Here is an 11,943-nt window from a genome sequence, read left to right on the forward strand (position 1 = left end):
CCGGTAGTTACTCAGCGCGCAGCGCGGCCGGGGCGGTTTCACCGGCTTCGCTGGTCTGCTGGCGGTTAGAAGGCTGGATAAACAGCTGGCGGTCTTCCCAGCGCAGCATGGTCAGCGTGCCTCCCCAACAGCAGCCGGTATCCAGGCCAATAATCCCTTCCGGGGTGCCTTTACCTTCCAGCGAAGCCCAGTGACCAAAAATAATCGTATATTCACGCGCAACCGGGCCAGCGATAGTAAACCACGGCTTAAGCGGCGGCGGAGCAGAGTCGGGCGCGTCTTTGCAGATCATATCCAGCTGTCCATTCGGAAAGCAGTAGCGCATCCGCGTTAGCGCATTGGTGCTGAAGCGCAGGCGCGCCAGTCCGGTGAGCTCAGGCGTCCAGTTGTTCGGCATATCGCCATACATCGCATTAAGAAAAAGCGGATAGCTGTCGCTGGAGAGCACGGATTCCACTTCCCGAGCGCATATTTTCGCCGTTTCAATGTCCCATTGCGGCGTAATGCCGGCATGGGCCATAACCAGCTTTTTCTCTTCATCCACCTGCAGCAGCGGCTGACGGCGTAGCCAGTTAATCAGCTCATCCACGTCCGGTGCTTCCAGCAGCGGGGTGATACGATCTTTCGGTTTATTACGGCTGATCCCGGCGAAAACCGCCAACAGATGCAAATCGTGATTGCCCAGCACCAACCGCACGGCGCTGCCCAGCGAGCGCACATAGCGCAGCACTTCCAGCGAGCCTGGGCCGCGAGCGACCAGATCGCCGGTCAGCCACAGCGTATCTTTTTCAACGTCAAAGGCGACCTGCTGCAGCAGGGAATGCAGTTCATCGTAGCAGCCGTGAACATCGCCAATAAGATATGTACTCATGAAATAATTATCCGGAGAAGAAACGGCAAACCCGGCCGCAGCCGGGTTTCTCATCAGTGAATGCGCGAAGGCACGGCGAGGCGAAAGACGGGAATATCGACATGAAACTGTTCGCCCCGTTCGTCAATCATCACATAGTGTCCCTGCATGGTACCCATCGGCGTTTCCAGCACCGCGCCGCTGGTATACTGGAATTCATCGCCCGGCGTAATATAAGGCTGTTCGCCGATTACGCCGTCGCCCTGAACTTCCGTTTCGCGCCCGTTGCCGTTGGTAATTAACCAGTAACGGCTACGTAGCTGCACTTTTTCGCGCCCCAGATTGCGGATGGTAATGGTATAGGCGAACACGTAGCGATCTTCATCTGGGGCAGACTGCGACTCGACGTAAAAACTCTGTACCTGAACACAAACTCGGGACGACTCAATCATGCGTTTAGCTCTCCTGCGGCTCGGGATGCGCAGATAACCAGTTTGCTAACTGGCAATATTGTGCAACGGTAACATTTTCCGCACGCAGACTGCCATCAACGCCCAGATTTTCCATCACCTCAGCGCTGAACAGATGGCCGAGGCTATTACGCAGCGTTTTGCGGCGCTTGCCAAAGGCTTCGGTAGTAATGCGGCTCAGCACGCGAATATTCTCAACCGGATGTGGCTGCACCGCGTGCGGAACCAGCCGTACCACGGCGGAATCCACTTTTGGCGCTGGCGTAAAGGATTCCGGCGGCACTTCCAGTACCGGAATAACCTGACAATAATATTGCGCCATCACGCTTAAGCGTCCATAGGCTTTACTGTCAGGGCCGGCAACCAGGCGGTTGACTACCTCTTTTTGCAGCATAAAGTGCATATCTTTGATCGCACTAGTATAGCTGAAAAGGTGGAACATTAACGGCGTGGAGATGTTATAGGGCAGGTTGCCGAAGACACGCAGCGGCTGACCGCGCTCAGCAGCGAGCTGAGCAAAATCGAAGGTCATGGCATCCTGCTGAAAAATGGTCAGCTTAGGTCCCAGGAACGGATGGGTTTGCAGACGCGCAGCCAGATCGCGATCCAGCTCAATAACGGTCAGCGCATCAAGGCGCTCGCCGACGGGTTCAGTCAGGGCGCCAAGGCCGGGCCCGATCTCTACCATCGCCTCGCCGCGCTGAGGATGAATAGCCGCAACGATGCTGTCGATAATGTAGGAGTCGTTAAGGAAGTTTTGCCCAAAACGTTTACGGGCGAAATGACCCTGGTGGACGCGATTATTCATTGATTTATGATCATATTAATGGCGAGATTAAGCGCCGTAATGAAGCTTCCCGCATCAGCGTTGCCCTGACCGGCCAGTTCCAGCGCGGTGCCGTGGTCAACGGAGGTGCGGATAAATGGCAGGCCAAGGGTGATATTCACCGCGCGGCCAAAGCCCTGATATTTTAGTACCGGCAGGCCCTGATCGTGATACATCGCCAGAACCGCGTCGGCATGCTGCAGATATTTTGGCTGGAACAGCGTATCCGCCGGCAGCGGGCCGGTAAGCTGCATTCCCTGCTGACGCAGTTTATCCAGCGCCGGGATAATGGTATCGATCTCTTCGCGGCCCATATGTCCGCCTTCGCCAGCGTGTGGATTCAGGCCGCAAACCAGAATATGCGGCTGGCTGATGCCGAACTTACGCTGTAAGTCCTGATGCAAAATAGTAATTACTTCATGCAGGCTGGCTTCGGTAATTGCGTCCGCCACCGCTTTTAGCGGCAGATGCGTGGTCGCCAGCGCCACACGCAGTTCTTCGGTCGCCAGCATCATTACCACGCGCTCACAGGCGGCGCGATCGGCAAAAAATTCGGTATGGCCGCTGAAGGCAATACCGGCATCGTTAATCACGCCTTTATGCACCGGGCCGGTAATCAAGGCGGAAAACTCCCCGCTGAGGCAGCCGTCGCAGGCGCGGGCAAGAGTATCCAGCACATAGTGGCTGTTAGCCACCGCCAGCTGCCCGGCGATAACCGGCGTAGCCAGCTCAACCGGTAAGATAGTCAGCGTGCCAGCCTGTTGCGGCTGCGCTGGGGTATCTGGTTGATATTGCCGCAGCGACAGCGGTAGTCCCAGCCGTTGCGCGCGTTCAATCAGCAGCTGGGGCGAGGCGCACACCACCAGTTCAACCGGCCAGTCGCGCTGCGCCAGTTGTAGGGTAACATCAGGACCAATCCCGGCGGGTTCGCCGGGAGTGATAACGACGCGAGCATTACTGAGCATTGGCATCCAGAACTTTCACATAGGCGCTGGCGCGCTGTTCCTGCATCCAGGTTTGCGCTTCTTCAGCGAATTTACGGTTAAACAGCAGACGGTAAGCGCGCTCTTTCTGCGCCGCATCGGTCTTATCAACCTGACGCGTGTCCAGCAGCTGAATCAGATGCCAGCCAAAAGAGGAGTGAACCGGCTGACTGGTTTCGCCTTTATGCAGGCGCAGCAGCGCATCACGGAAGGCCGGATCGAAGATTTCCGGTGAACTCCAGCCCAGATCGCCGCCCTGGTTTGCCGAGCCCGGATCGTCAGAGAACTGCCTGGCTGCCGCTGCAAAGCTGGTTTTTCCGCTTTTAATGTCGCTGGCAATCTGCGTCAGTTTCTGGCGCGCCTGGTCATCGGTCAGAATCGGCGACGGCTTAAGCAAAATATGACGCGCATGTACTTCGGTCACCGAGATATTCTGTTTTTCGCCGCGCAGGTCATTAACTTTCAGGATATGGAAGCCGACGCCGGAACGAATAGGCCCCACGATATCGCCTTTTTTCGCCGTGCTCAGCGCCTGAGCAAACAGGGTCGGCAGCTCTTCGATTTTGCCCCAGCCCATGTTGCCGCCCTGCAAAGCCTGCGGATCGGCGGAGTAGGTCACCGCCAGCTTACCGAAATCAGCGCCGCTGTTCAGTTCGCTCATCAGCTGCTTCGCCAGGGTTTCCTGATCGTCAACCTGCTGCTGCGTCGGGTTTTCCGGCAGCGGCAGCAGGATATGGCTGATATTCAGCTCGGTGCCCTGCGTATTTTGTGCGGAGATCTGCTTTGCCAGCGTATCCACTTCCTGCGGCAGAATGGTTACGCGACGGCGCACTTCATTGTTACGCACTTCCGCAATCTGCATCTCTTTGCGGATCTGCTCACGGTAGGCGTTGTAGTTCACGCCGTCATACGCCAGACGGCTGCGCATCTGATCCAGCGACATATGGTTCTGGGCGGCAATATTGCTAATCGCCTGGTCCAGCTGTTGATCGGAGATCTGTACGCCCATCTGCTTGCCCATCTGCAGGATAATATTATCCATTACCAGACGTTCAACAATTTGATGGCGCAGCGTGCGGTCATCGGGCAGCTGCTGTCCAGCCTGCTGCGCCTGCGCTTTCACCGAATGCATCATGCCATCAACATCACTTTCCAGTACGACGCCGTTATTGACCACGGCGGCGACTTTATCAACTACCTGCGGGGCTGCGATCGCGGCGTTAGCGGCCAGCGCCACACCCAGTATCAGCATTCTCCAGTTCTTCATACTTTTTCCATTTTCTTTCCGCACTGCGGGTTTGCCTGTCAAACATTACAACATCAGAAAGCGCGCTGGTAAGGCAGAATGCCCTGACGTAGCATTTGGTTGGAGCCCAGTCCGTAGTTCGGGCTCAGGCCACGCAGCTCAATGTTGAATGAGATTTGGTTTTCATACTTACTGTCGTCGTTTTCCCAGCCGTTAATTTTACGCTGGTAACCCACGCGGACGGCATAACAGCACGAACTATACTGTAAGCCCACCAGTTGCTCAGCCGCCTTTTTCTCTTTGGTGTCGTAGTAGTACGCGCCTACCACGGCCCAGGAGTCAGCAATTGGCCAACTGGCCGTCATCCCAACCTGCGAAATACCGTTTTCGTAAATCGGATTGTTGGTAATGTTGCGGTTCAGCGCGCTGGCCACATATTCCGGGCTGCTGTAACGGTAGTTCAGCTGCACCATGCGGTCAGCATCACGACGGTATTCCACTACCGCGTTGCCCTGCGCAATATTATCCAGACGCGTATCGTACTGAACGCCGCCACGTACGCCCCAACGGTCGCTGACGCGCCACCAGGTATCACCGGCCCAGATCAGGCTTCCGGTATCATCTTCGTCGCTGGTGGTATTCAGCCCGGTACGCGACGGGGTAAACGAGTAGATTTGACCTACGGATACGTTAAAACGTTCAACCATATCGGTATCATAAATACGCGTGGTCAGGCCGCTGGCGACCTGGTTGGCTGAAGCGATACGATCCAGGCCGCTGTAGGTACGGTCGCGGAACAGGCCGGTATAGTCGGTTTGCAGCAGCGTGGAGTCGTACGCCTGGATATGGCTCTGGTCGCGATACGGCACATAAAGATACTGTATGCGCGGTTCAAGCGTCTGGGTGTAGCCTTCCGCCCAGTTCATATTGCGCTCGAACACCATGCGTCCATCCATTTTGAACTGCGGCATGACGCGGTTAACATCTTCTTTTAATTGATTATTTTCATTGCCACTCAGGGAGTTATAATAATCAATATTGCTTTGCTGGTAGTGGGTCGCCAGCAACTTCACCTCGGTGTTCAGGCTGCCCCATTCATTAGCCAGCGGCAGGTTGATGGTCGGCTCCAGATGCAGGCGCACCGCATCCGGACGATCGTCATTAACGTTGGTAAATTGTACCGCCTGCGCATAAAGATGCATGTCAAACGGGCCAACGTCATTCTGGTAATAGTTGAAGTCAAACTGCGGCTGCGCACGATAAATGTTGCGCGTGCTGTTGGTGTCAAAAATCTGGAAATCTTTACTGGAGAGCGTGGCGTCCCAGTGGGTATCCGCATAGCCGACGCTGAATTTCTGCGAAGCGTAGCCATCGGTAGTGGAATAGTACTTAGAGTCGAGATCGTTGAAGTAATAGGGATCGCTGACTTTGGTGTAGTTAGCGCTAAAGCGCCAGTGCTGCTGATAAACGCCGGCATGGCGCCAGTAGAACAGCCAACGGTTAGCGTCGCCATCGTCGCTGCCGCGCGCCGCTTCGTCACGCTTGTATTCATCATCGCTCGGCAGATAGTCAAACTCGACCAGGCCGGTACCGGCGGTGGTGAGATAGCGGAATTCGTTCTGCCACTGCAGGCCGCGCTTGCTCTGGTAGTTTGGCGTGATGGTGGCGTCCATCTGCGGCGCGATATTCCAGTACCAGGGCAGCGCAAACTGAAAGCCGTCATTGTTACTGTATTTAGCGTTGGGGATCAGAAAACCAGAGCGGCGACGATCGCCGATCGGCAACTGCAGGTAAGGGCTATAGAAGACCGGGACGGCGCCGATTTTAAAGCGCGCGTTCCAGATTTCAGCCACTTCCTCTTCACGGTCCTGAATGACCTGCGAGCCGACCACGCTCCAGCTATTGCTGCCCGGCAGGCAAGAGGTAAAGGAGCCGTTTTCCAGGATGGTGTAGCGGCTGTTGCCGCGCAGTTTCATCTGATCGGCGGTGCCGCGCCCCTGACGACCGACCATCTGATAATTGCCGTTCCAGACGTTGGTATCTTTGGTGTTCAGGTTAGACCAGGCTTTTGGCCCTTTCAGAATGACCTGGTTGTCATCATAGTGCACATTGCCCAGCGCATCGACGGTGCGAAGCGGCGTGGTCTGGCCTGGCTGTTGGCGCTGATGCAGCTGAACTTCGTCGGACTGCAGGCGGCTGTTGCCCTGCTGAATATCCACCTTGCCGGTAAACACCGCATCGTCGGGATAGTTACCCTTCGCATTATCAGAATGTATCGTTACCGGCAGTTGATTGGCGTCACCCTGAACCACGGGACGAGTATAGTTTGGTACGCCCAGCATACACTGCGACATTAAATCGTCGGCGAGGGCGTGCTGACTATAAAGCGCTGCGCCAATCATTGTGGCCAGCAGTGTGGGTATACGTTTTTTCATACGCGGTATCGAGAATTCCGTAATTACTGGCATCATGCCGACAAAACGGTCAGAGACTAACGTACTGAACTGCGTTGCGCCAGTGTTAATCCTTGTCTGTCCGCGTTGCCGTTAGGCAGTGAGATAAATGACAGGTATGATAATGCAATTTTTAGCCTTCGGCATGGCGAATTGAGGAGTATATGCGCTATTGGGGAAAAGTAATTGGTCTGCTGCTGGGATTGTTATCCGGCGCGGGCTTTTGGGGTTTGCTGTTAGGGCTGATGCTTGGCCACCTGGTAGATAAAATCCGCGCAACGCAGGGAAAATCCTGGTTTTCTAACAATCAAACCCGGCAAACCATTTTTTTCCGCACCACGTTTCAGGTGATGGGACATCTTACCAAGTCAAAAGGGCGGGTAACCGAAGCGGATATTCAGATCGCCTCACAGCAGATGGATCGTATGCGGCTGCATGGCGCGGTGCGCACTCAGGCGCAGCAGGCGTTTCGTGAAGGCAAGCAGAGCGATTATCCACTGCGCAACAAGCTGCGTGAGCTGCGCAGCGCCTGTTTTGGTCGCTTTGATCTGATTCGAATGTTTTTAGAAATTCAGATTCAGGCCGCGTTTGCTGATGGCTCACTGCATCCTAACGAGCGTCAGGTGCTGTACGTGATAGCTGAGGAGCTGGGAATTTCGCGCATGCAGTTCGAGCAGTTTCTGCGCATGATGGAAGGCGGCCAGCAGTTTGGCGGCGGGCAGCATTCATGGGGCGGAGCCGGGCAGGGCTATGGCGCGCAGCAGGGACCGACGCTGGAAGCAGCCTGTAAGGTGTTGGGCGTGAAACCTACCGATGATTACATGACGATTAAGCGCGCCTGGCGTAAGCAGATGGCGGAGCATCATCCCGATAAGCTGGTGGCGAAAGGCTTGCCGCCGGAGATGATGGAGATGGCGAAGCAGAAGGCGCAGGAGATTCAGGCCGCCTGGGATCTGATTCGCAAGGAACGAAATTTTAAATAATTTTTCGGGAAGGCTGAGTCAGTCTGCAACAGGTTGGTGCCGGTTGCGGCAGGGCTGGTTCAGTCTGCAACGGGTTCGTGCTTATTGCGGGAAGGCTGGTTCAGTCTGCAACAGGTTCGTGCTTATTGCGGGAAGGCTGAGTCAGTCTGCACCAGGTTCGTGGCGGTCGCGGAAGGGCCGGGTCCATCGGCGGCACGGCATGAACCCATCCCTGGGGCCTCCGCCCACGCCTTCCCTGGCGCGGGAGGTCCGCCTCCCGGCCCCGGCCCTTCCACTCCCTCAATCCCGCGCTTCGATACTTAACCATACAAACCACATTGTTATCTAATCAGCGGCAAACAGAAATCACCACCGTTGAAACAGCGGCGCACAGGCGACTCAGAAGTGTGGGAACGGGCCGCCCGCCGCTGACGGCTCCATAATCAACAAACCACGCACACCTGCCGCTGTGTCACCATAACCATCGGCCACACAAACCCGCCGCAAACAGCACCGCAAAACCAATCAAAAATCGGCAGGCTGGCGAAAAGTCATCTTATTGCCAAACGCGGGATGCGTAATGGTTAGCCACTCCGCATGCAGCTGCAGACGCGGCGCCATCGCCAGGGCCGCCTCGTGCGCATAAAAACGATCGCCTAAAATTGGATGTCCTAACGCCTGCATATGCACGCGCAGCTGATGCGAGCGTCCGGTAATCGGCTTCAGCTGGATGCGGGCGCTATTATCCGCCGCCCGCTCCAGCACCTGATACTCCGTTTGCGCCGACTTGCCGGTATCAAAGCACACCTTCTGCATCGGACGATTCGGCCAGTCGCAAATCAGCGGCAAATCCACCACGCCTTCATCTTTCTGTGGATGGCCCCAGATGCGGGCAACGTAGCTTTTTTCCGGCTCGCGCTCGCGAAACTGACGCTTCAGTTCGCGCTCGGCGGCCTTGGTCAGCGCCACAACCAGCACGCCGCTGGTGGCCATATCCAGACGATGTACCGATTCAGCCAGCGGGAAATCGCGCTGAACGCGGATCATTACGCTATCCTTATGCTCCTCAAGACGCCCAGGGACAGACAATAACCCGCTCGGCTTATTGACCACCATAATGTGATCGTCCTGATACAGAATATGCAGCCAGGGTTCCAGCGGCGGGTTATAGGGTTCCATAGCCTGTGTGTTCTCCGGTTAGCTTACTGATGAGAAACGACGATCAGACGCAGCGCATCCAGACGCCAACCGGCATCGTTCAGGCTGGCTAACACTTCGCTGCGATTGCTTTCCAGCGCGGCTATCTCATCCTCACGGATATTCGGGTTAACCGCTTTCAGCGCCTGCAGACGCTCCAGCTCGGCGCTCAGCTTCTCATCCGCCTCAACGCGTGCCGCGTCAATCAGCTTACGTGCCGCTTCCGCTGCCTGCGGCTCCGCCAGCTGAAGAATAGCGTGCACATCCTGCTGCACCGCATTCACCAGCTTACTGCCGTTATGACGATTCACCGCGTTCAGCTGACGGTTAAAGCTCTCAAACTCCACCTTATCGGCCAGATTAGTGCCTTTACGATCGACCAGTAGACGCATCGGCGTCGGTGGCAGGAAACGCGTCAGCTGCAGATGCTTCGGCGCCTGCGCCTCAACCACGTAAATCAGCTCCATCAGCAATGTGCCGACCGGTAGCGCCTTATTCTTCAATAGCGACAGGGCACAGCTGCCGGTATCGCCCGACAAAATAAGATCGAGGCCGTTGCGAATAATCGGATGCTCCCAGGTTATATACTGCGCGTCTTCACGCGACAGCGCCTGAGCGCGATCGAAGGTAATGGTACAACCTTCTTCCGGCAGGCCTGGAAAATCAGGCACCAGCATATGATCGGACGGCGTCAGTACAATCAGATTATCGCTGCGATCTTCCTGATTAATGCCGACAATATCGAACAGGTTGAGCGCGAAATTCACCAGCTCAATATGATTATCCTGCAGGCTGATTTCATCGGCCAACGCTTCGGCTTTCGCGCCGCCGTTGGAATTCAGCTCCAGCAGCCGGTCGCGGCCCTGTTCCAGCTGGGAACGCAGCGCGTTGTGCTGCTTGCGGCAGGCCTGAATAAATTCGTCCAGCCCTTCGCTGTTCTCCGGCGCGGCCAGATACCCGATCAGCTGCTCATGCACGCTATCGTACACGGTGCGGCCGGTCGGGCAGGTATGCTCAAAGGCGTCCAGTCCCTCGTGATACCAGCGCACCAGCACCGACTGTGCGGTCTTCTCCAGATACGGCACCATGATCTCAATATCACGCGCCTGACCGATACGATCGAGACGGCCAATACGCTGTTCCAGCAAATCAGGGTTAAACGGCAAATCGAACATCACCAGCCGATTAGCGAACTGGAAGTTACGGCCTTCTGAACCGATCTCAGAGCAAAGCAGCACCTGCGCGCCATCCTCTTCCGAGGCGAACCAGGCAGCGGCGCGATCGCGATCGATCAGCGAAAGACCTTCATGGAATACCGCAGCGTGAATACCTTCACGTTCGCGCAGCACCTGCTCCAGCTGCAGGGCGGTCGCCGCCTTGGCGCAGATCACCAGGACTTTCTCATCGCGGTTACTGGTCAGATAGCCCATCAGCCATTCGACGCGCGGATCAAAATTCCACCAGGTGCCGCTGTCGCCTTCAAATTCCTGATAAATCTGCTCCGGATAAAGCATATCGTGCGCGCGCTCTTCGGCCGATTTGCGCGCCGCCATAATGCCGGAAACCTTAATTGCCGTCTGATACTGCGTCGGCAGCGGCAGACGGATCTGATGCAGCACGCGCTGAGGGAAGCCTTTTACCCCGTTACGGGTGTTGCGGAACAGCACGCGGCTGGTGCCGTGACGATCCATCAGCATACGAATCAGCTCTTCGCGCGCCGCCTGCTTGCCTTCGCCCTTACCGTTAGCGGTCTGCAGCAACGGCTCAATATCCTGCTCGCCGATAAGATCGCTCAGCGCGTTCATCTCATCGTTACTGATTGCCTTATCTTCCAGCAGCGTGGCGACCGCATCGGCCACCGGGCGGTAATTTTGCTGTTCGGCGACAAACTGCTCAAAATCGTGGAAACGATCGGAGTCCAGCAGGCGCAGACGGGCGAAGTGGCTCTCCATGCCCAACTGTTCAGGCGTTGCCGTCAATAGCAGCACGCCGGGGATCTGCTCCGCCAGCTGCTCAATCACCTGATATTCACGGCTCGGCTCGCCTTCGCTCCATGCCAAATGGTGCGCTTCATCCACCACCAGCAGATCCCATTCGGCGTCGGCCAGCAGTTCCAGACGCTGCTTGTTACGGCGCACGAAATCAAGCGAACAGATAATCAGCTGCTCGGTATCGAACGGGTTATCGCTGTCGTGCTGGGCTTCAGCATAGCGCGCGTCGTCAAACAGCGAAAAGCGCAGGTTAAAGCGGCGCAGCATTTCCACCAGCCACTGATGCTGCAGCGTTTCCGGCACCACGATCAGCACGCGATCGGCGCGACCAGCCAGCAGCTGTTGATGAATAATCATCCCGGCTTCGATGGTTTTGCCCAGGCCAACCTCATCCGCCAGCAGCACGCGCGGCGCATGGCGACGGCCTACATCATGGGCAATATGCAGCTGATGCGGGATCAGGTTAGTGCGCATTCCGCGCAGCCCGCTGATGGGCAAACGATACTGCTCGCTCTGATAGCGGCGCGCACGGAAACGCAGCGCAAAGCGATCCATACGATCAAGCTGACCGGCGAACAGACGATCCTGCGGCTTGCTGAACACCAGCTTGCTGTCGAGCAGCACTTCGCGCAGCTCTACGGGTTCCTGAGTATCCAGACGGGTACCGATATAGGTTACCAGGCCATTATCATTGCGCACTTCGACCACTTCCAGCTGCCAGCCTTCATGGCTGGTAACGGTATCGCCGGGATTGAAGATCACACGGGTAATGGGAGAATCATTTCGGGCATAGAGACGGTTTTCACCGGTAGCAGGGAAAAGCAGGGTAACCATACGGGTATCCAGTGCAACCACAGTTCCCAGTCCCAGTTCGCTTTCCGTGTCGCTGATCCAGCGTTGACCAAGTGTAAAAGGCATAGATAATTAGCTCGATTCTCGTAATAACAGATGTCATGCTCCCGCTC

Annotated in this window: 9 protein-coding genes; 1 reads left to right on the forward strand and 8 read right to left on the reverse strand. The window is 56.3% G+C overall.

What is annotated here, in order from left to right:
* Positions 1-7: 7 nt before the first annotated feature.
* Genes apaH through lptD form a run of 6 tightly spaced genes read right to left on the reverse strand, consistent with a single transcriptional unit; the run spans position 8 to position 6,810 of the window.
* Positions 8-871 carry a bis(5'-nucleosyl)-tetraphosphatase (symmetrical) ApaH gene (gene apaH, locus COO59_RS10960; protein WP_103059987.1) on the reverse strand — a complete coding sequence of 288 codons (864 nt, stop codon included), beginning with the start codon at positions 869-871 and terminating at the stop codon, positions 8-10.
* Between the two features lie 53 nt (positions 872-924).
* A complete protein-coding gene (apaG, locus tag COO59_RS10965) occupies positions 925-1,302 on the reverse strand; it encodes a Co2+/Mg2+ efflux protein ApaG (RefSeq protein WP_103059833.1) in 378 nt (125 codons plus the stop codon).
* 4 nt (positions 1,303-1,306) lie between these two features.
* A complete protein-coding gene (gene rsmA / locus COO59_RS10970) occupies positions 1,307-2,128 on the reverse strand; it encodes a 16S rRNA (adenine(1518)-N(6)/adenine(1519)-N(6))-dimethyltransferase RsmA (RefSeq protein WP_103059834.1) in 822 nt (273 codons plus the stop codon).
* The gene (pdxA, locus tag COO59_RS10975) at positions 2,125-3,111 is read right to left on the reverse strand and encodes a 4-hydroxythreonine-4-phosphate dehydrogenase PdxA (protein WP_103059835.1); all 987 of its coding nucleotides are present in this window, start codon (positions 3,109-3,111) and stop codon (positions 2,125-2,127) included. The genes rsmA and pdxA overlap by 4 nt, the downstream gene beginning before the upstream one ends.
* Positions 3,101-4,396, reverse strand: a complete 1,296-nt coding sequence (gene surA / locus COO59_RS10980) for a peptidylprolyl isomerase SurA (protein ID WP_103059836.1) — start codon at positions 4,394-4,396, stop codon at positions 3,101-3,103. The genes pdxA and surA overlap by 11 nt, the downstream gene beginning before the upstream one ends.
* Positions 4,397-4,449: 53 nt before the next feature.
* Entirely contained in the window at positions 4,450-6,810 is a 2,361-nt protein-coding gene (lptD, locus tag COO59_RS10985; RefSeq protein WP_240614127.1) for an LPS assembly protein LptD, read from the reverse strand.
* 182 nt (positions 6,811-6,992) lie between these two features.
* Here lptD and djlA point away from each other — a divergent pair, with 182 nt between their 5' ends.
* On the forward strand, positions 6,993-7,811 hold the full coding sequence (djlA, locus tag COO59_RS10990; protein ID WP_103059838.1) for a co-chaperone DjlA: 819 nt from the start codon (positions 6,993-6,995) through the stop codon (positions 7,809-7,811).
* Between the two features lie 504 nt (positions 7,812-8,315).
* On the opposite strand, the gene rluA is transcribed toward djlA, so the two are convergent.
* Together rluA and rapA are read right to left on the reverse strand one after the other, a co-directional pair.
* Positions 8,316-8,969 carry a bifunctional tRNA pseudouridine(32) synthase/23S rRNA pseudouridine(746) synthase RluA gene (rluA, locus tag COO59_RS10995; protein ID WP_103059839.1) on the reverse strand — a complete coding sequence of 218 codons (654 nt, stop codon included), beginning with the start codon at positions 8,967-8,969 and terminating at the stop codon, positions 8,316-8,318.
* Positions 8,970-8,992: 23 nt separating this feature from the next.
* On the reverse strand, positions 8,993-11,896 hold the full coding sequence (gene rapA / locus COO59_RS11000; protein WP_103059840.1) for an RNA polymerase-associated protein RapA: 2,904 nt from the start codon (positions 11,894-11,896) through the stop codon (positions 8,993-8,995).
* Positions 11,897-11,943 lie beyond the last annotated feature (47 nt).

It is taken from the genome of Mixta theicola (assembly GCF_002895925.1).
In the GTDB taxonomy this organism is placed as follows: Bacteria; Pseudomonadota; Gammaproteobacteria; order Enterobacterales; family Enterobacteriaceae; genus Mixta; species Mixta theicola.

Coding starts and splice junctions, on each gene's coding strand:
- rluA (WP_103059839.1), bottom strand. CDS start 8,969: ATGGAACCCTATAACCCGCCGCTGGAACCCTGGCTGCATATTCTGTAT.
- rsmA (WP_103059834.1), bottom strand. CDS start 2,128: ATGAATAATCGCGTCCACCAGGGTCATTTCGCCCGTAAACGTTTTGGG.
- rapA (WP_103059840.1), bottom strand. CDS start 11,896: ATGCCTTTTACACTTGGTCAACGCTGGATCAGCGACACGGAAAGCGAA.
- pdxA (WP_103059835.1), bottom strand. CDS start 3,111: ATGCTCAGTAATGCTCGCGTCGTTATCACTCCCGGCGAACCCGCCGGG.
- apaH (WP_103059987.1), bottom strand. CDS start 871: ATGAGTACATATCTTATTGGCGATGTTCACGGCTGCTACGATGAACTG.
- djlA (WP_103059838.1), top strand. CDS start 6,993: ATGCGCTATTGGGGAAAAGTAATTGGTCTGCTGCTGGGATTGTTATCC.
- apaG (WP_103059833.1), bottom strand. CDS start 1,302: ATGATTGAGTCGTCCCGAGTTTGTGTTCAGGTACAGAGTTTTTACGTC.
- lptD (WP_240614127.1), bottom strand. CDS start 6,810: ATGAAAAAACGTATACCCACACTGCTGGCCACAATGATTGGCGCAGCG.
- surA (WP_103059836.1), bottom strand. CDS start 4,396: ATGAAGAACTGGAGAATGCTGATACTGGGTGTGGCGCTGGCCGCTAAC.